The 20008-nt window shown below is 66.8% G+C and carries 17 protein-coding genes; all 17 read left to right on the top strand.

Annotation, left to right across the window (positions count from 1 at the left end; translation table 11 throughout):
• The first annotated feature begins 1 nt into the window (after window position 1).
• The 17 genes from WEA80_00815 to WEA80_00735 all read left to right on the top strand — a co-directional run bounded on the left by WEA80_00815 (window position 2) and on the right by WEA80_00735 (window position 19932).
• A complete protein-coding gene (locus tag WEA80_00815; GenBank protein MEX1185116.1) occupies window positions 2-1171 on the top strand; it encodes a DegT/DnrJ/EryC1/StrS family aminotransferase in 1170 nt (389 codons plus the stop codon).
• A gap of 6 nt (window positions 1172-1177) precedes the next feature.
• Window positions 1178-2527, top strand: coding sequence for a nucleotide sugar dehydrogenase (locus WEA80_00810; protein ID MEX1185115.1), 1350 nt, complete (start codon window positions 1178-1180; stop codon window positions 2525-2527).
• Between the two features lie 13 nt (window positions 2528-2540).
• Window positions 2541-3872, top strand: a complete 1332-nt coding sequence (locus WEA80_00805; GenBank protein ID MEX1185114.1) for a UDP-glucose/GDP-mannose dehydrogenase family protein — start codon at window positions 2541-2543, stop codon at window positions 3870-3872.
• A gap of 11 nt (window positions 3873-3883) precedes the next feature.
• Window positions 3884-4666, top strand: a complete 783-nt coding sequence (gene bamD / locus WEA80_00800) for an outer membrane protein assembly factor BamD (GenBank protein MEX1185113.1) — start codon at window positions 3884-3886, stop codon at window positions 4664-4666.
• 19 nt (window positions 4667-4685) lie between these two features.
• Window positions 4686-5255: a nicotinate-nucleotide adenylyltransferase gene (gene nadD, locus WEA80_00795; protein ID MEX1185112.1), complete on the top strand. Its 570-nt coding sequence runs from the start codon at window positions 4686-4688 to the stop codon at window positions 5253-5255.
• Between the two features lie 102 nt (window positions 5256-5357).
• Window positions 5358-8600, top strand: a complete 3243-nt coding sequence (secA, locus tag WEA80_00790; GenBank protein MEX1185111.1) for a preprotein translocase subunit SecA — start codon at window positions 5358-5360, stop codon at window positions 8598-8600.
• A gap of 186 nt (window positions 8601-8786) precedes the next feature.
• Window positions 8787-9542, top strand: coding sequence for a DNA repair protein RadC (radC, locus tag WEA80_00785; GenBank protein MEX1185110.1), 756 nt, complete (start codon window positions 8787-8789; stop codon window positions 9540-9542).
• Window positions 9539-11740, top strand: coding sequence for a bifunctional (p)ppGpp synthetase/guanosine-3',5'-bis(diphosphate) 3'-pyrophosphohydrolase (locus WEA80_00780; protein ID MEX1185109.1), 2202 nt, complete (start codon window positions 9539-9541; stop codon window positions 11738-11740). Before radC ends, WEA80_00780 begins: the two co-directional genes overlap by 4 nt.
• Window positions 11741-12076: 336 nt before the next feature.
• A complete protein-coding gene (gene uvrB / locus WEA80_00775) occupies window positions 12077-14149 on the top strand; it encodes an excinuclease ABC subunit UvrB (protein ID MEX1185108.1) in 2073 nt (690 codons plus the stop codon).
• Complete coding sequence (gene tsaE / locus WEA80_00770) at window positions 14146-14589, top strand: tRNA (adenosine(37)-N6)-threonylcarbamoyltransferase complex ATPase subunit type 1 TsaE (protein ID MEX1185107.1); 444 nt, start codon at window positions 14146-14148, stop codon at window positions 14587-14589. The genes uvrB and tsaE overlap by 4 nt, the downstream gene beginning before the upstream one ends.
• A gap of 31 nt (window positions 14590-14620) precedes the next feature.
• Entirely contained in the window at window positions 14621-15274 is a 654-nt protein-coding gene (gene tsaB / locus WEA80_00765; protein ID MEX1185106.1) for a tRNA (adenosine(37)-N6)-threonylcarbamoyltransferase complex dimerization subunit type 1 TsaB, read from the top strand.
• Window positions 15271-15735: a ribosomal protein S18-alanine N-acetyltransferase gene (gene rimI / locus WEA80_00760; protein MEX1185105.1), complete on the top strand. Its 465-nt coding sequence runs from the start codon at window positions 15271-15273 to the stop codon at window positions 15733-15735. The genes tsaB and rimI overlap by 4 nt, the downstream gene beginning before the upstream one ends.
• 124 nt (window positions 15736-15859) lie before the next feature.
• The gene (gene ssb / locus WEA80_00755) at window positions 15860-16369 is read left to right on the top strand and encodes a single-stranded DNA-binding protein (GenBank protein MEX1185104.1); all 510 of its coding nucleotides are present in this window, start codon (window positions 15860-15862) and stop codon (window positions 16367-16369) included.
• Between the two features lie 124 nt (window positions 16370-16493).
• Complete coding sequence (locus WEA80_00750) at window positions 16494-17612, top strand: LysM peptidoglycan-binding domain-containing protein (protein MEX1185103.1); 1119 nt, start codon at window positions 16494-16496, stop codon at window positions 17610-17612.
• A gap of 222 nt (window positions 17613-17834) precedes the next feature.
• Window positions 17835-18806: a GDP-mannose 4,6-dehydratase gene (locus WEA80_00745; protein ID MEX1185102.1), complete on the top strand. Its 972-nt coding sequence runs from the start codon at window positions 17835-17837 to the stop codon at window positions 18804-18806.
• Entirely contained in the window at window positions 18803-19510 is a 708-nt protein-coding gene (locus WEA80_00740; GenBank protein ID MEX1185101.1) for a MotA/TolQ/ExbB proton channel family protein, read from the top strand. Before WEA80_00745 ends, WEA80_00740 begins: the two co-directional genes overlap by 4 nt.
• Complete coding sequence (locus tag WEA80_00735) at window positions 19510-19932, top strand: biopolymer transporter ExbD (protein MEX1185100.1); 423 nt, start codon at window positions 19510-19512, stop codon at window positions 19930-19932. Before WEA80_00740 ends, WEA80_00735 begins: the two co-directional genes overlap by 1 nt.
• The last annotated feature ends 76 nt before the right edge of the window (window positions 19933-20008 follow it).

Here is a 20008-nt window from a genome sequence, read left to right as displayed (position 1 = left end):
AATGCGATCTTTAAAGGTTCCCCGCGAGAAAGTCTCTCCTCCGACGACCCGCCCCGACATGGCAGTTCCGTTGCTCGATCTGCGAGCGCAGCATGAGGGCATCCGCGACGAGGTCGTCGCGGCGGTGCTGGCCGTCGTCGAGCGGCAGGGATTCATCCTGGGCGAGCCGGTAGCGGAGCTGGAGCAGAGCGTCGCGCGGCTGTCGAACACGAAGCACGCGATCGGGTGCGCCAACGGGACCGACGCGATTCTGCTCGCCCTGCGCGCGCTGGACGTGGGCCGCGGCGACGAGGTGATCACCACGCCATTCACGTTCTTCGCGACTGCGGGCGCGATTCACAACGTCGGCGCGACGCCCGTGTTCGCGGACATAGATCAGGACACGTTCAACATCTCGCCGCAGGCGGCGGCGTCGGCGCTCACGTCTAAATCGAAGGCCGTTATTCCGGTGGATCTTTTCGGCCAGATGGCGCCGATCGACGCCGTGGCGGCCGCGCTCCCCTCGCTGCCGATCATCGAGGACGCCGCGCAGGCAATCGGCGCGCGCCGCAGGATCGGGGATGCCTGGGTTCGCGCGGGAGAGAAGGCTACGATCGGCACGTTCAGCTTCTTCCCGTCCAAGAACCTCGGCGGGTACGGCGACGGCGGGATGATGGTCACGCAGCGGGACGATCTCGCCGACCGATTGCGCCGGCTGCGCGTGCACGGCGGGAGCCGCACGTACTTTCACGAAGAGGTCGGCTACAACAGCCGGCTGGACGCGCTGCAGGCGGCGGTGCTCGCCGCGAAGCTCCCTCACCTCGAGGACTGGAGCGCGGCGCGGCGGCGCAACGCGGCGTACTACAACGAGGCCTTTGCCGACCTGGCGGAAGTGGCCACGCCGGTGATCGACGAGCGAAACGAGTCGATCTACAATCAGTACACCATTCGCGTGCCGCGGCGGGATGCGCTGCTGGAACATCTCAAGGCGCGGCAGATCGGAGCGGCGATCTACTATCCGCTGCCGCTGCACCTGCAGCCGTGCTTTTCCTACCTCGGGTACGCCGAGGGCGCGTTTCCGGTGGCGGAGGCGGCCGCGAAGGAAGTCATCTCGCTGCCCGTGTTTCCCGAATTGACTGCCGCGCAGCTCGACGAAGTCGTCGAGTCCGTGCGTTCATTTTTCCAACAGTAGAGACAAATGACCGGTTCTTCCATGAAGGATGTCCTGCTCGCCAAGATCAAGGACAGGACTGCGTGCGTTGGAGTAGTGGGCCTGGGATACGTCGGTCTTCCGCTCGCTGTAGAGTTTGCCAAAGCTGGTTTCCGGGTGATCGGCTACGACCTCAGCGAGCGCGTCGTGACGCAGCTCAACGAGGGCGGGTCCCACATTCAGGACGTGCCAAGCGCCGAAGTCGCCCGCGAGCTCGAATCCGGAAGATTCGAGGCTACCACCGACGAAAGCCGGCTCGCGGAGATGGATGTCGTGCTGATCGCGGTTCCCACGCCGCTGAGCAAGACGCGCGACCCTGACATGACTTTCGTGCTCGCGTCCTCCGACGCGATCGCGCGCAATTGCCGACCGGGTATGCTGGTAATCCTCGAGAGTACGACCTATCCCGGTACCACTCGGGAGCTGATGCAGCCGAAGCTCGAGGAGAACGGACTCATCGTCGGCGAGGACATCTTCCTCGCGTTCAGCCCCGAGCGGGTCGATCCCGGCAACAAGGTCTGGAATACGAAGAACACGCCCAAGGTCGTGGGCGGAATAACACAGGCCTGCACCGAGGTAGCGGTCGCGCTGTACGCCGCCTGTCTGGACACGGTGGTTCCGGTTTCCAGCTCCGAGACCGCGGAGCTCACCAAGCTGCTCGAGAACACCTTCCGCGCGGTCAACATCGCCATGGTGAACGAGATGGCGATGGTATGTGACAGACTGGGTGTGAACGTCTGGGAGGTAGTCGAGGCCGCGGCCACGAAGCCGTTCGGGTACATGAAATTCCTGCCCGGTCCCGGGATAGGCGGGCATTGCATCCCGCTCGACCCGCACTACCTCGCCTGGAAGATGCGCACGCTGAACTACAAGACCCGCTTCATCGATCTCGCCAGCGAGATAAACAGCGAGATGCCGGCGATGGTCGCGGAGAAGGTGTCGCGCGCGCTGAACGACGACCGGAAGTCGGTCAACGGCAGCCGCGTGCTGGTCCTGGGCGTCGCCTACAAGCGCGACATCGACGACGTGCGGGAAAGTCCCGCGCTCGACGTCATTCGCCTGCTCGAGCTCGACGGCGCCGACGTCGTGTATCACGATCCCTACGTGCCGATGATCCGCGAAGACGGCCACGCCAGGATGGGTGTGGAGCTCACGGACAAGGAGCTAGAGCGCGCGGACGCGGTGGTGATCATCACCGATCACAGCTCGGTGGATTACCAGCGCGTGCTCGACCTCGCGTCGGTCATCGTCGACACGCGCAACGTTACCGCGCGACTCAACTCGGCGAAGGGAAGAATCATCTCCCTTTCGTCCACGCCTTCATTCGTCAACGGCTGATTCAAGCACCACCATGAATATTTCCGTAATCGGGAGCGGATACGTAGGCCTCGTCGTCGGCGCCTGTCTCGCGGAGACCGGCAACGATGTCACCTGCGCCGACGTCAGCGAAGAGAAGATCGCGGGCCTCAAGCTGAACGTGCTCCCGATCCACGAGCCCGGGCTCGTGGAGCTGATCGAGCGCAACCAGGCCGACGGAAGGCTGGCGTTCACCACGGACGTCGCCGCCGCGATCGCAGCCGCGGATGTCGTGTTCATCGCCGTCGGCACGCCGCAGGGCGAGGACGGCTCGGCCGACCTCCAGCACGTGCTCGCGGTCGCCGACATGATCGGCCAGCACATGACGAAGGAGCTGGTGATCGTCACCAAGTCCACCGTGCCGGTCGGCACGGCGGCGAAGGTCGCCGCCCACGTCGCGGAGCACAGCCGGATCCCGTTCCACATGTGCAGCAACCCGGAGTTCCTCAAGGAAGGCGCGGCGATCGAGGACTTCATGAAGCCGGACCGCGTGGTGATCGGCGTCGAATCCGAGTACGCCAAGACGGTCATGGGCGAGCTGTACGCGCCGTTCGTACGCACCGGCAAGCCGGTGATCTTCATGGACATCCCCTCCGCGGAGATGACCAAGTACGCCGCGAACGGCATGCTCGCCACCCGTATCTCGTTCATGAACGACATCGCGAGCCTGTGCGAGAAGGTCGGCGCCAACGTGGATCTCGTACGCCACGGGCTCGGCAGCGACTCACGCATCGGCTCGTCCTTCCTCTTTCCGGGTCCCGGCTACGGCGGCTCCTGCTTCCCGAAGGACGTGAAGGCGCTGGTGAAGACCGGCCGGGCGCTCGGCGTTCCACTGCACGTGCTCGAGGGGGTCGAGGCCACCAACGAGCGGCAAAAGCACAGGCTCGGCGAGAAGCTGCGCGCGGCGCTGGGAGACTCGCTCGACGGGGCGCGGATCGCGGTCTGGGGGCTCGCGTTCAAGCCGCAGACCGACGACATGCGCGAGGCTCCGTCGCTCGTCCTGATCGAGGACGCGCTCGCCGCCGGCGCGAGCGTGTGCGCCCACGACCCCGTCGCGATGAAGGAAGCCCGCCGAATCCTCGGCGACCGGATCGAATACGCCGAGACGAACTACGACGCGCTACCGGGCGCGGACGCCCTCGTCGTGGTGACGGATTGGAACGAGTACCGGCACCCCGACTTCGCGCGCGTGAAGAGCCTGCTCAAGCGGCCCGTCGTGATCGACGGGCGCAATCTGTACGACCCGGAGAAGATGGAATCGCTCGGCATCGTCTATCATTCGATAGGGCGCCAGCCGACTGCGAACGTTGCGGCACTGACAGGGTAAAAAGAGACTTGATGCGATTCTTCCGCTCCACATTAGCGGTGTCCGCCCGGGGCGCCGCCACGGTGCTGCTGGCTCTCGGCCTGCTCTCGGCGACCGGCGCCTGCAGGCGCTCGCCCGGTTTCGAACCCGCGCGCTTCACCTCGACCGACGAGCTGTATGCGGCGTCGCTGCAGCAGTTCGAGCAGCAGCGCTGGGGCAACGCGGTTCGCGGGTTCGAGAAGCTGACGACCGACCTGCCGCCGCGGGATGCCCGCCTTCCGCTGGCGTATTACTACCTGGGCCAGGCGCAGGTGAAGCTCCGCGATCATCTCATCGCCGCGCAGACGTACTCGCGGCTGAGCGCGAACTTTCCCGACGACACCTTGGCCGACGACGCGCTCCTCGCCGGCGCGCGCGCGTATCAGCGTCTCTGGAGAAGCCCGGGGCTCGATGCCGAGTACGGGCAATCCGCCCTGCAGCTCTTTCAGACGCTGCTCGCCGTGTACCCGAGCTCACCGCTCGCGCCCGAGGCGCAGACGGGAGTCGCCAGGCTCGAGCAGATGTTCGCGACCAAGGATTACGACACCGGCTACCACTACATGAAGCGCCGAGCGTACGACTCCGCCATCATCTACTTCAAGGACGCGATCCGGAAATACCCGAGCACCCCCAAGGCGCGGGAAGCGTACTTGCGGCTGCTCGAGTCGTACCGCGAGATCAATTACCGCGAGGAAGCCCGCGAGATCTGCGAAACGATGCGGGCGGCGTATCCGACCGACAGCGAGGTCTCGCGGGCCTGTCCAGCCACCGGATAGACCGAGCAGCGCTCGTGCCGTGCGCATAGGGGTCTTTGGCGGCACGTTCGATCCGCCGCATACCGGCCACGCTCTCGTGGCCGGCGACGCCTGCGAGACGCTCGGGCTCGACACCGTGCTGTGGATCCCCGCGGCTCACCAGCCGCTCAAGGATGCTCCGCCGCTGGCCCCCGCGAGCGACCGCCGCCGGATGGTCGAGCTGGCCATCAACGGCGACCCGCGATTCTCCCTCGACACCGTGGAGCTGGACCGGGGTGGGTTATCTTTCACGGTTGACACGCTCGAGGCGCTGGCGAAGCGGCAGCGGGGCGCGCAGCTGGTGCTGCTGGTCGGCGCCGATGCCTGGGCAAGCTTCGACCGGTGGCGGGACCCGGAGCGAATTCTGTCGCTGGCGGAGGTCGCGGTGATCGCCAGGGCGGGAGAAAGCCCCCGGACGGTCTCGGGCCACACGCCGACAGTCGTGACCGCCAGGTGCGTGGACGTGTCGTCCACGGAGATCCGCGACAGAGTCCGCCGCGGGCTTCCGATCACCGGCTTCGTGAGTGACGCGGTGCGCGAGCACATCACCGCCGCGGGGTTGTATCGGTAAGACGGTTTTTGGCTTTTGGTTTTTGGTTTGTCGTTTCGACTAGTCACTAGTCACTAGTCACTAGTCACTAGTCACCAAGATGTCGTTCCAAGAGGTCTCGCAATGCTCAAAGGGTTCGTCTCAAAATTCGTCGGCAGCAGGCACGAGCGGGAGCGCCGCCGGGTGCAGCCCATCGTGGACGAGATCAACGAGCACTATGCTCGCCTTGAGTCCGTCTCCGAGGAAGAGCTGCGCGGTCAGACCGCGAAGTTCCGCGCGCGCATCGCCGAAGTCACGGACGATCTGGAGCGCAGGATCGCGGAGCTGAAGGAAGCCAAGCGTGCGGCCACCGATCCGCGGGAGCGCGAGCGTCTGGACATCGAGCTCGGCGGAGCCGACGGCCGCGGCGGCGTCGAAGGCGAGCTGCGCGACGCGACGGCGGAAGTTCTCGAGGAGCTCCTCCCCGAGGCCTTCGCTACCGTGCGCGAGGCCTGTCGCCGGCTCGTCGGCCAGAAGGTGACGGTGACCACCGTCGAGAGCGTGTGGAACATGATCCCGTACGACGTTCAGCTCATCGGCGGCATCCAGCTGCACATGGGGCGCATCGCCGAGATGGCCACGGGAGAGGGGAAGACGCTCGTCGCGACGCTGCCGCTGTATCTGAACGCGCTGCCGGGAAAGGGCGCGCACCTGGTGACCGTGAACACGTACCTCGCGCGGCGCGACTCGCAGTGGATGGGCGCGGTGTACGGCTTCCTCGGCCTGACCGTCGGCTGCCTCGACGACACCGAGCCCGGCACGCCGAACCGGCGCGCGGCCTACGAGTGCGACATCACCTACGGCACGAACAACGAGTTCGGCTTCGACTACCTCCGGGACAACATGGTCGTCGCCCTCGAGCAGCGCGTGCAGCGGAAGCACGTGTACGCGATCATCGACGAGGTCGACTCGATCCTGATCGACGAGGCGCGGACGCCGCTCATCATCTCGGGTCCCGTCGGGAAGGAGAGCGACGCCGAGTACGCGCAGCACAACACCGCGGTGGCGCGGCTCGTCCGCCGGCAGATGGATCTGGTGAACGGCCTCGTCGCCGAAGGCGAGAAGCTCCTGGCCGCGGGCGAGACCGACGAGGCCGGCCTCAAGCTGTATCAGGCGCGCCTCGGCGGCCCGAAGCACAAGCGGCTCGCGAAGGTCATGCAGGAGACGGGGGTCAAGCAGCTCGTGCTCAAGACCGAGCTGGCGCACATCGCCGACCGCAAGCTCCCCGCGAGCAAGCAGCAGTACCGCGACACCGAGGAAGACATGCTGTTCGTGCTCGACGAAAAGGGGCACACGGTGCACCTGACCGACCAGGGCGTGGAATACCTCTCGCCGAACGACCAGGACGCGTTTCTCCTGCCGGACATCTCGATCGAGACGCACCGCGTCGAGCACGATCCCGATCTGTCGGCGGAAGAGAAAATCGTGAAGCGCGACGCGCTCAACGCGGAGTACGCGCAGAAGAGCGAGCGGCTGACGATCATCCACCAGCTGCTCAAGGCGCACGCGCTGTACGAGCTAGACGTGAACTACGTGGTGGTGGACGGGCAGGTGTTGATCGTGGACGAGTTCACGGGGCGCACGATGCCGGGGCGCCGCTGGTCCGAGGGGTTGCACCAGGCCGTCGAGGCCAAGGAGGGCGTGCAGGTCAAGGAAGAAACCCAGACGCTGGCCACGATCACCATCCAGAACTACTTCCGGATGTACGACAAGCTGGCCGGCATGACGGGAACCGCGGAGACCGAGGAGACGGAGTTCCACCAGATCTACGGTCTCGAGGTTTCCGTGATACCGACCAACAGGCCGGTGATCCGGGATGACCGGCACGATCTCGTATACAAGACGCGCAACGAGAAGATCAACGCCATCGTGGGCGAGACCGAGCGGCTGCACCAGCTCGGCTTCCCGGTGCTGGTCGGAACCGCGAGCGTGGACTCGTCGGAGGTGCTGTCGCGCCGGTTCAGGCAGCGCGGCATCCCGCACAACGTGCTGAACGCCAAATACCACGAGCGCGAGGCCGAGATCGTGGCGGGCGCGGGGCAGCCGGGCGCGGTGACGATCGCGACCAACATGGCCGGCCGCGGAACCGACATCAAGCTGGGGCAGGGCGTCACGCAATCGAAGCCGTCGCGCATCAAGGACCCCGACGGCAACGAGATAGACGTCGACGAGCTCGGCGGGCTGCACATCGTCGGGTCCGAGCGGCACGAGGCGCGCCGCATCGACCGGCAGCTGCGCGGCCGCGCCGGCCGCCAGGGCGATCCGGGCGCGTCGCAGTTCTTCCTGTCGCTGGAAGACGACCTGATGCGCATGTTCGGCTCGGAGCGCATCGGCAAGCTGATGGACCGGATGGGCGCGCAGGAGGGCGAGGTCCTCACGCACCCGCTCATCACGCGCTCCATCGAGCAGGCGCAGAAGCGCGTCGAGCTGCAGAACTTCCAGTCGCGCAAGCGGCTGCTCGAGTACGACGACGTGATGAATCAGCAGCGCGAGGTCATCTATTCGCTGCGCGCGTTCGCCCTGGAAGGCGGCGAGGAGCTCAAGGGCGAAGCCGAGAAGATGGTCGAGCGCGCCGTCGCGCGCCGCGTGGAGAACATCGTCGCGACGTTCGAGTCGGAGGACGAGTGGGACCTGGAGCTGGTGAAGCAGGACCTGCTGATGCACTTCGTGCTGCCGGTGCCGGAGTACGGGATCGAGGGGCAGCTCCCGACCACGCTGGACGGCGCGCGCGACACCGCGGTTGCCGCGGGGAGGAAGGCGTTCAGCCAGAAGCTGGCCGGCCTCACCGACTTCAGCGAGCAGCTGCTCGCGCTCGTCATGCTGAGCGTGATCGACGAGAAGTGGAAGGACCACCTGTACGACCTCGACCAGCTCCGCAACGCGATCCACTACCGGTCGTGGGGGCAGAAGGACCCGCTCGTCGAGTACAAGCACGAGGCGTACACGATGTTCGTGGACCTCATGCAGGACATCTACAACTCGTTCACGGAGCGGTTCTTCCGGGCGCAGGTCGTGTTCGAGGACCCGGCCGGACGGCGTCCGCCGCCGCCGGCGCCCGTCGCGTCGAAGCCGCGCTACAACGCGCTCGGCGGGCTCGAGGGGAACGGCGAGGGCGAGAACGAAGTGCTCGACATCGGCCCGGGCGAGCCGCCGAACGCCGCGCCGGTTACACGTACCGATCCCAAGGTCGTCGGAGTCGGCCGTGTCAGGTCGCTTGCCCAGGGCGCGGCACACACGCCCGCCGAGTGGGGCAACGTCGGCCGGAACGATCCCTGTCCGTGCGGCTCGGGGAAAAAGTTCAAGAAATGCCACGGAGCCGCGCTCTAGTCGTCGCAGCGTTCTGATTTTGCCCGCTTCGGCGGGGTTGCTTGGCGCGCGCTGGCTTCGGGTATGGTGTGCGGGTCGGACTCCGGAACCGATGCCATCCTGCGCGCCTACGCTTCGCTAAGACGGCGCTGCGGATGGCATCGGTCCCGGAGTCCGACTCCACTCCTCCGGCCCGAGTTCAGGCGAATGAACAACCCCACAGCGCACGCTTCCTCCGCGCCGCGACCAGCCGCGCGGTCCGGTTTGCCCCCCGCGCGCAAGCGGCTTTCCTTGCGCGAGCTTCCCACCACGGACCGGCCGCGGGAAAGACTGCGGGAGCACGGGGCGCAGGCGCTCAGCTCGGCGGAGCTGCTCGCGATCCTGCTCGGCTCGGGGAGCGGTGGAAGGAGCGCGCTGGAGCTGGGACACGACGTGCTCGCCGCGGGCGATGGATCGCTGCGGCGGCTCGCGTCCCAACCGGTCGCGAAGCTCATCTCGCTGGCCGGAATGGGGCCGGCGCGGGCCGTTGCCGTGCACGCCGCGCTGGAGCTGGGGCGCCGGTTGAGCGCCGAGGAGAGGCGGGAAGGGGTGCCTATCCGCTCTCCGCGCGACATATTCAGAACGTACGCGCCCCGGCTGGAGGACCTGCCGGTCGAAGAGTTCCACGTCGCCATCCTGGACATCCACCACCGGCTCGAGCGGGATATCACGGTGACCCGGGGAATTCTCGATTCGTCGCTCGTCCACCCCAGAGAGGTGTTCCGCCAGGCCGTGGCGGAGAATGCGGCGGCCGTCATTCTCGTGCACAATCATCCGAGCGGCGATCCCACTCCGTCGCCGGACGATCGCACGGCGACGGAGCAGCTCGTGCAGGCCGGCCGGATGCTCGGCATACCCGTCCACGACCACGTCATCATCGGTCGCGGCCGGTTCATGAGCTTTGCGGAGGCAGGATTGCTGTGACGGCGACCGCGGTAGGCAGTGTGGCGCAGGCCCCGGGCGAGATCCCCGGATGGGTGACTTCCGAGCAGCGGCTTCCCGAGCGGCTCGACCGGGAGCTGCTCGTGCGCGCCTACCGGTTCAGCGAGCGCGCGCACAAGGGGCAGAAGCGGCTCTCCGGCGAGGCCTTCGTGTCGCACTGCGTCGAGGTCGCGAAGATCCTGGCGGAGCTGCAGCTCGACACCACCACGGTTGCTTCGGGGCTCATCCACGACGTCGTCGAGGACACGGCGGTCACGATCGAGGAAGTAGAGCTCGAGTTCGGCAAGGAGATCGCCGACATCGTGGACGGCCTCACGAAGATCGGGCACCTCCCGCTCCATTCCACCCAGGAGCGGCAGGTCGAGAACTACCGCAAGCTGCTGCTCTCGATCGCCAAGGACGCGCGCGTCATCATCATCAAGTTCGCGGACCGGCTGCACAACATGCGCACGCTCGATTACCTGGCACCGGACAAGCGCCGCCGGATCGCGCTGGAGACACGCGATCTGTACGCGCCGCTCGCGCACCGGTTCGGAATGGCGCAGGTCCGCTGGGAGCTCGAGGATCTCGCGTTCAAGTACATCGAGACCGACGAGTACAAGGGGCTCGCGAAGCTGGTGGCGCAGAAGCGCGGCGAGCGCGAGCAGATGATCATGCAGATGCGCGTGCCGCTGGAAGAGGGCCTCCGCGACGCCGGCATCCAGGACGTGGAGGTCACGGGCCGGGCGAAGCACCTCTGGTCCATCTACAAGAAGATGGCCAAGCTGGACAAGGACTACGACGAGATCTACGACCTGCTCGCGATCCGCGTCCTCGTCAACACCGTGCAGGACTGCTATCACGCCCTTGGCGTGATCCACGAAGGCTGGACGCCGGTGCACACACGCATCAAGGACTACATCGCCCAGCCCAAGTCCAACGGCTACCAGTCGCTCCACACCACGGTCTTTGGCCCGGGGCGGCAGCTGTACGAGATCCAGATCCGGACCCGCGACATGCACCGCACCGCGGAATACGGAATCGCGGCGCACTGGCGCTTCAAGGAAGACGCGAAGAGCTCGGACGATCTCGACCGCGCGCTGCAATGGTTCCGGCAGGTGCTCGAGCTGCAGCTCGACGCCAAGACGCCGGACGAGTTTCTCGAGTTTCTCCGGCTCGACCTGTACCAGGACGAGATCTTCGTCTTCACGCCCACGGGCGACGTGATCCAGCTGCCGAAGGGCGCGACTCCGATCGACTTCGCGTTCGCGGTGCACACCGAGGTCGGCCTGCACACGGCCGGGGCCAAGATCAACGGCCGCATTGCGCCGTTGTCACGCGAGCTGCACAACTCGGAGACTGTGGAGATTCTCACGTCGCCCTCGGTGCGGCCGAGCCGCGACTGGCTGGCGCACGTGCGCACGGGTCGCGCGCGGCACAAGATCCGCCAGCGGCTTCGCATCGAGGAGCACGCTACCTCCGCCAGGATGGGAGCCGAGATCCTCGAGCGGGAGCTCAAGCGCCGCCGCCTGGCGAAGCCGGACGACGCGCGCATGGAGGAAACTGCCGTCGAGCTCGGACTCAACGACGCCGAGCATCTGGTGGCGTCGATAGGGCACGGCGATCACAACGTCAACCAGGTGATTCGCGCGCTCTACCCCGAGGAAGCCGAGCCGGCCGAGCCGACGAAGCAGCGCGCGATCGACTGGTTCGTGGACAAGGTTCGCGGCGCGCCGAAGGGCGTCCGCATCCAGGGCGTCGAGGGGATGATGGTGCGCTACGCCCAGTGCTGCCAGCCGGTGCCCGGCGACAAGGTCGTGGGCTACGTCACTCGCGGCCGCGGCGTGAGCATCCACCGGGGCGATTGCCCGAACCTGCTGACCCTCACCGCCGACTCCGAGCGACGGCTGGAGATAGACTGGCAGGGCGTGGAGGGCGAGCGCTTCAGCGTGCGTCTGACCATCGAGGGCAACGACCGCCGGGGCCTGTACGCCGACGTCGCCGCCGCTGTCAGCGCGACGGGCACCGACATCCGCAGCTTCGACATGCACACCGAAGACGGCCGCGTCACCGGCGCGATCATGGTCGACGTGGAGAACCTCGCCCAGCTCCAGAAGATCCTCAAGGCCGCGCGCCGCGTGAAAGGCATCACCGAGATCGCCCGCCGCGAGCGGGTCTCTTCCGCCGAGCCCGCCGAGTAACTGCGGTTGCATGGGGCCCGACCGTGAGGTCGTCGCGTGTCGGCTGACGCCCGGGGAAGGACTGCTGGGCCTACGCTCGCAAACTGCGCTCGCTAAGACGGCCCTGCAGTCCTCCCCCGGTTCGTCAGCCTCCTCCACCATGGTCGGGTGACTCGCCTTCGGGCGCAGGGGTCGCCAAAGCGGCGTCTTAGGGCGCGCGGCGGGTTATTGCTCGGGGTGGGCCTCTCGAACGCTCCCGCGCGCCCGTAGCCGCGACTGGCGACCCCTGCGCCCGAAGCGCGGGTCACACGCACACAAGCGGAGGAAGCGACCGCCGCAATCGGATAAATTGCAGGGATGCCCCGCGCAGAGTTTGACCTTCAGGCCCCATTCAAGCCAGCCGGTGATCAGCCGAAAGCGATCGCCGAGCTGACGCGCGGGATTGAGCGGGGGGACAGGTTCCAGACGCTCCTCGGCGTGACGGGCTCGGGCAAGACCATGACGGTCGCGAATGTGGTGAAGAATATCGGGCTACCGACACTGGTCATGTCGCACAACAAGACGCTGGCGGCGCAGCTGTACGGCGAGCTCAAGGGATTCTTCCCCAACAACGCCGTCGAGTACTTCATCTCGTACTACGACTACTACCAGCCGGAAGCGTACGTGCCCACGACGGACACGTACATCGAGAAGGACGCCTCGATCAACGAGGACATCGACCGGCTCCGGCTGCGCGCCACGTCGAGCCTGATGGAGCGCGACGACGTGATCATCGTCGCCACGGTGTCGGCGATCTACGGCCTCGGCGACCCGGTGCAGTACCGGGAGCAGATGGTCACCGTCGAGAAAGGGCAGCGCATCGCGCGCGACGACATACTGCGCTCGCTGGTGAAGATCCAGTACTCCCGCAACGACGTCGTGTTCGACCGCGGCTTCTTCCGCGTGCGGGGCGACACGGTGGAGATCTTCCCGGCGTACGAGGAGCAGGGCGTCCGCATCGAGCTGTTCGGCGACGAGGTCGAGCGTATCAGCAAGATCGATCCGCTGACCGGCGCGTCCATCACCTCGCTGAACAAGACGGCGATCTACCCCGCCAAGCACTTCGTCACGTCACGCCCCACCATCGAGCGCGCGGTCGCGAAGATCCGCGCCGAGCTGGCCGAGCGGCTCGCGGAGCTGAAGTCCACGGGCAAGCTCCTCGAGGCGCAGCGGCTCGAGTCGCGCACCAACTTCGACGTCGAGATGATGCTCGAGATCGGCACGTGCGCGGGAATCGAGAACTACTCGCGCCATCTCGCCGACCGCTCCGCCGGCGAGCGGCCCGCGTGCCTGTTCGACTACTTCCCGGACGAGTTCCTGGTGGTCGTGGACGAGTCGCACGTGACGCTGCCGCAGATCTCGGGGATGTTCAACGGCGACCGCGCGCGCAAGCTGACCCTGGTCGAATACGGCTTCCGGCTGCCGAGCGCGCTGGACAACAGGCCGTTGATGTTCGACGAGTTTCTCGCGCTCACACCGCGCGCGCTGAACGTGTCGGCCACCCCCGGCGACATCGAGCTGCGCTTGTCCGAGGGCGTCGTCGTCGAGCAGATCATCCGGCCGACGGGCCTGGTGGACCCGGAGGTGGACATCCGGCCCGTGCGCGGGCAGGTGGACGACCTGCTGAACGAGATCCGCATCCGCGAGCGCCGCGGCGAGCGTGTGCTCGTCACGACGCTCACCAAGCGCATGGCGGAGGACCTCACCGACTATCTGCAGCAGATGGGTGTGCGCGTGCGGTACATGCACTCCGACATAGACGCCATCGAGCGGATGGAGATCGTGCGCGGGCTCAGGCTGGGCGACTTCGACGTGCTTGTTGGAATCAATCTCCTCCGCGAGGGATTGGATCTGCCGGAGGTCTCGCTCGTCGCGATTCTCGACGCCGACCAGGAAGGTTTTCTGCGGAGCGACAGGTCGCTGATCCAGACCATTGGGCGCGCGGCGCGGCACGTGAACGGACGCGCGATCTTCTACGCCGACAGGATCACCGGCTCCATGCAGCGCGCGCTGGACGAGACTGGCCGGCGGCGCGCGGTACAGCAGGCGTACAACCTCGAGCACGGCATCACCCCGCTCGGCGTCATCAAGAGCGTGGACCAGGTGCGCTTCAGCACCCGCGTCGCCGACGCGCGGGAAGGGAGCGCCGCGCGCGAGGAGGATCGCGCGGCCAGGCGCGTCGCGGAGGCGGGGACCGGGAAGTACGGCAGCAGGGACGACGTCGCGCGGATCGTAAAGGGACTCGAGGCCGACATGAAGGCCGCCGCCGCGGCGCTCGATTTCGAGACGGCGGCGCGCATCCGCGACGAGCTGTTCGAGATTCGCGCGCAGGTGGAAGGGTCCACGGTGAGATCGCGCGGCTCGCTGGCAGGAATCAAGGCGGCGGGATGACCAGGTTCCTGCCTCCGCTCGCGCCCGTGAGCGGCCTCGCGCTGGATGAGAGCGAGCTGCGCCAGTGGGGGATACGGTTCGGCGAGGCGGCGGAAGCCCCGCTCGTCGTGACGCTCAGCGGCGAGCTTGGCGCGGGAAAGACCACCCTCGCTCAGGCCATTTGCGCCGGCTACGAGGTGACGGACTCCGTCACCAGCCCCACGTATGCGCTGGTGCACGAGTATTCGTCGCCGCGCTCGACCGTCTTCCACATCGATCTCTACCGGCTCGAGAACGAGGCGCAGCTGACCAACATCGGCTGGGATGAGATCGTGAACGGCGAGGCCCTGGTGATCGTCGAGTGGCCGGAGCGCGCGGGCGCGCGTCTCCCGCCGCACGTACCCATCGCGCTCGAGTACGACCCCGGCGATCCGTCGCGGCGAATTCTGCTCGCCGGTTGAGCATGTCGCTCCGCGCCGCGCCGGCAACCGCATGACCCGACCCGCTGCCGGCTATACGCTCGCGCTGGAGGCGTCCACGTACGCCGGCAGTGTCGCCGTCATCCGCGGCAGCGAAGTCGTTTTTTCCAGCGACGTGGCGATGCGCGGTCGCGACCAGGAGCGGTTGATGCCGGCCGTGGCGGAGTGCGTCGAGAAGCTGCCGGAAGGGATGAAAGCGATTCAGCGCGTCGTGTGCGGCGCGGGACCGGGGAGCTTCACGAGCCTGCGGATAGCGGCATCCATTGCCAAGGGAATCTGCCACGCGCGCGGCCTCCCGTTGTTCGCGGTCTCGTCGCTCGCGCTCGTCGTCGCCTCGGCGGGGAAAGAGCCGGGCAGGTACCTGGTGGCGCTGGACGCGATGCGGGGGGAGAGCTTCGCCGCGCTGATCGACGTCGCGGAAAATGGCACCATCCCCGTGGCCGTGCCGATGCGAATCGTCTCCCGGACGGCGCTCGCCGAAGAAGCCGCGCGGGCCGGGGCCGAGGTGCTCGACTCTGCGCCGCACGTTGCCGGCGTGGCGCGGATGCTCGACTCCATCGTCAGCTCGGGCCCTGTTGACCTCGCCGCGTGGGAGCCCGACTACGGCCGCGCGGCCGAGGCGCAGGTGAAGTGGGAGGCAGCGCACGGACGGCCGCTGCCGAAGTGACCGCGGACGCGCTGGTTCTGCGGCACGCCGCCCTCGCCGACGTCGAGCGGGTGGCGGAGCTGGAGCTGACCTGCTTCACGAGCGATCCCTGGCCGCGGCAATCGTTCGAGTCGTTCATCGATCGCGCCGGCGTCACGTTCATCGTCGCGGAAGATCCGGGGCGGGAGGAGGGAATCGTCGGCTATGCCGTGCTCATCCGGGTGGCGGAGGAGGCGGAGCTGCTCAATCTGGCCGTGGCGGGTGACTCCCGCCGCAGCGGTATCGGGAGCAGCCTGCTGCGAAGTCTCCTGGAGGTGGCCGCCCGGGACGGGGTCACGATGGTGTACCTGGAGGTCCGGGAGTCGAACGCCGCCGCGCGCGGACTGTACGCGGCCCACGGCTTCGTCGAGGTCGGGCGTCGCCGCCGGTACTATCAGCGGCCCGAGGAGGACGCGCTTATTCTTCAGAGGGTCAGGCCCTGAGATTTTTCGTGACCCGGTGGGATGGTTCTGCTTGCGGGCGCATCCGTTCGTAACCGCGGGAACCGCCATGACAGGCGATATACAGTGACGGTTGAACCGTCCGACACTTTTGCGAGGAGGCTTCGTGAGCCGCAGTCTGAACAAAGCGATGCTGATCGGCAACCTGGGAAGCGACCCCGAGATTCGCTCCACCACCAGTGGCACCCGCGTGGCGTCTTTCTCGCTAGCGACGAGCCGGAGCTGGACCGGCCAGAACGGCGAGAAGCAGGAGAAGACAGAGTGGCACAAGTGCGTGGTGTGGAACAGGAAGAGCGGGGGCGGGCTCGTCGACGTGGTGGAGAAGTACGTCAAGAAAGGCGACCGGCTGTACGTCGAGGGTGAGATAGAGTACCGGCAGTGGCAGGACAAGGAGAACCAGACGCGCTACACCACCGAGATCAACGTGCGCGACATGGTGATGCTCGGCGGCTCGCGCGGCGGCGGCGGCGGCGGCGGGGACTTCGAGTCGGCGGGTGGATCGCGCCGGGCGCCATCGGCCAAGGCCGGAGCGGCGGCGGGAGCGGGCGCGGCGGGCGGGGATTTCGAGGATTTCCCGGCAGCGCTGGAAGACACTGATGACGACCTGCCGTTCTAGCGGGGACGGTCCTGCCCAGCGGTGGCCGGGCTTGGATTCCGGTTGCCCTAACCAGGAGCAAGAGTTTTACGGCCCCGACGCCTGACTCGTCCTAATTTGTGATCCTTCCTCGAGCCTCCGAACCGTGAAAGCTCAGATTCGCTACTCCACGCTCGTCGCGATCGCTTTTCTCGCCATGCTCCCGGGAGCGTTGGCCGCGCAGGACGTTCCGGCTCCGGCCGATACTGCCCGCGAGGTCACGCACACCGTCAAGCCCGGCGACACCCTCTGGGGCATCGCCGGGCAGTACCTCAAGGACCCGTTCAAGTGGCCCGATATCTTCCGGCGCAACCTGGACGTCGTCGAGAACCCGCACTGGATCTACCCGGGAGAAGTCATCCGCATCCCGACCGGCGCGGTGAGGCCTGATGCGCTCGCCGACGCGGAGCGGCAGGGGACGGTGGTCACCACGATTCGCACGATTCCGGCTCAGGCCACGACCACGGTTTTCGGTCCCGGCGGCGGCGCCCGCATGCAGCCGCGATTCGAGATCGAGGAGCGTGCTCGCGTCGCGGGTGTGCGGCCGGGGGAGATAGATGCGGCGCCCTTCGTCGTCGGTGAGAAGGGGCCGATGCTCGCGGGCGAGATCATCGGAAGCGCGGAGCGCCCGGGCATCGCGATGGACGTGCGCGACCGGCGCTTTCAGCTGAACGACGTAGTGTACATAACGCCCCCGCCCGGCACCGGCCGGCCGGCGGTCGGAGCGCGCTTCACGGCGCTCGCCCTGGGCCCGATCGTGATGGACAGCGCCCGGCTGGCGATCCCGACGGCGATCCTGCGGGTCGCGGAATCGAGGCCGGGCCAGCCGATCGCCGCGCGGGTGATCAGGCAATTCGGCACCGTGGAGATCGGCCAGCCGATCCTCGTGTACACGGCGGAGACTGCCAGCTCCCGCCTGCCGGTGGCGTCGATGGACGCGCTTGAGGGACGCATCGTCTGGATTCACAACGATCCCGTGCTCCCCTCGTTGCAGCATTACGTCTTCCTCGACGTGCCGCGTGGCGCCGCGCGAGTGGGCGATCGATTCACCTTGATCGACCAGACGCGGCGCGGGGCCGCCGACTCCACTCGCCCGCCCGAGCCCGCGGCATTGGCGCAGGTGGTGCGAGTCACCCCGTACGCGGCGACCGCGATCATCGTGGATCAGGAGCTGCCGACGATATCGATCGGGATGCGCGCGCGGCTGTCGGCGAGGGTGCCGTAGGGAGCTGTTGGCTATTGGCTGTTGGCTCTTGGCTTGAAGCGGGATCGCGGGAGGAGTAGCGTGCGAGGGGCATCGCCGTAGCCAATAGCCAATAGCCAACAGCTAAAAGCTCTGTTTCTGGAGTAAATTGCGGGCGCCGATGAACTACGCCGCCCGCTCGATCGCCATCTTCCATTACGCCGCGGACCACGCGAGCCGACCATCCGGGGCGGCTGGGGAGTAATGGCGCGCGCCCTGGTAACCGGCGGCGCCGGCTTCATCGGCTCGCACGTGGTCGACCGTTTCGTCGGCGAAAACCATGAGGTGCACGTCGTCGACGACCTTTCCTCCGGAAGATTGGAGAACGTCAGTCGGCAGGCGACACTGCACCGCATGGACGTACGTTCTGCCGACGCAGCGGCACTGGTGGAGGAAGCCGGCTTCGACGTGATCGTCCATCTCGCCGCGCAAATGGACGTCCGCAAGAGTGTAGCCGACCCGGCTTTCGATGCCAGCGTGAACATCTCGGGCACGCTGAATCTGCTCGAAGCTGTCAGGCGGAGCGGACGCTCGCCGCGAATCGTTTTTACCTCAACCGGCGGCGCGGTATACGGCACGTTTGCAAATCCGCCAACGCCCGAGACGCACCCGAAAGAACCTGAGTCCCCGTACGCCATTTCGAAGCTGTCGGTGGAATACTACCTCGCCTACTACTTCCATCTCTATGGGCTAGAGTCCGCCGTCCTTCGTTTTGGTAACGTGTATGGTCCCCGACAAGATCCGCATGGGGAAGCGGGAGTGGTGTCGATCTTTTGTAATCGACTGCTTGATGGCCGGGAACTGACGGTTTTCGGTGACGGGCTCCAAACCCGCGATTACATACACGTGGCGGACGTCGTCGAGGCCGCTTGGCTGGGAGCTACCCGGCCGCTTCCGGTCGATCACGGTCTTGATTCACGCGCGTTCAACATCGGCACGGCGATAGGAACCAATGTGCTCGATTTGGCGTCTCATCTTCAACGAGCCGCAGGCACGAACGTTCCGCTCGCGTTTGCGCCGAAGCGTCCCGGAGAACAGCAGGAGTCGTTCATCGCGATCGATAAGGCTCGCCAGGTGCTCGGTTGGGAACCGCGAGTCGGTCTCCCCGACGGGCTTGCCGCCACATACGAGTGGTTCGCCGCCAATCGTCTCACCGGAGCAATAGAGAAATCGTGATCCTTCAAACCGGACAGGCAATTCCATCCACGCTCACGGAGCTCGTGCTGCACACGACGCCGGCGGCGAAGGCCGTACTGGTGCTCCTGCTGGTGCTGTCGTTCGTGAGCTGGGCGATCATGTTCCTCAAGTGGCTCGAGTACCGCCGGATCACGAGAAGCGGGCACGAGTTCATGGAAGAGTTCACGCGCGTGCGGACGCTGGAGGACGCCGAGAAGATCGTGCACCGCACGGGCGACAACTCGTACGCGCGGATCGTGGACCGTGCATTGCAGTTCCTCTCGCAGACGACGCCGGGCTTGTCGCCGACGGCGGAGCGCGCGGGTCGGCTCAGCGTGTCGCAGGTGGAAGCGCTGCGCATGGTGCTCGACGCGCAGGCGGGGGCCGAGCGGGACCGGCTCGGCCACTTCATTCCGGCGCTCGCGGTCATCGGCTCCGCGAGCCCGCTCATCGGGCTGTTCGGAACGGTGCTGGGAATCATCGCGGCCTTCCTCGGTTTGGCGCGGGAAGGCTCGGGAAACATCGGCGCCGTCGCGCCGGGGATCGCCGAGGCGCTGATCGCTACAGCCCTGGCCCTGGCGGTCGCGATTCCCGCCGTGTTCGGCTACAACATCTTCGCGAGTCGGCTCAACCGGATCGAAGGGTTGTTCGAGGGCTTCAGCTCGGAGCTCATCGCGCTGATGGTGCACGAGGGGCGCATCTGATGCGCAGGAGCACGCGGGAGCGCATGGCGCTGAACGCCGAGATCAACGTCGTCAGTCTGATCGACGTGATGATGCTGCTGATGATCATCTTCATGATCACCGCGCCGATGATGCAGGGGGGCGTGGACATCGCGCTGCCCCGCGCGGAGGCGCGCCCGCTGGACCAGAAGAGCGGGCTGACCGTGACGGTGAATCGCGCCGGCGCGATTTTCGTGGAGGACTCCGAGCTCACTTATGAGGAGTTCCGCGCGAGCTTCCGCGCGCTCGCGCAGGGACGGGCGAGCCAGGGCGTCTACCTGCGCGCCGACCAGGGCGTGCCGTACGGGAGCGTCGTCCGTGTGCTGTCCGTGATGCGCGCAGCGGGCGTGGGCGACGTCGGGCTCGTCGCGGAGCCCGAACAGGTCGTGCGGCCGGGCCAGTGAGCCGCGTTTCGTCCGCATCGCGGCCTGAGGCGTGATCGTGCGAGAAACGCGGCTCAATGGCCCGATACTGGCCTCG

The sequence above is a fragment of the Gemmatimonadaceae bacterium genome (genome assembly GCA_040882285.1).
Classification (GTDB): domain Bacteria; phylum Gemmatimonadota; class Gemmatimonadetes; order Gemmatimonadales; family Gemmatimonadaceae; genus JACDCY01.
Note: the sequence above shows the minus strand (reverse complement) of the source record. Positions and strands in the feature narration are given on the sequence as shown.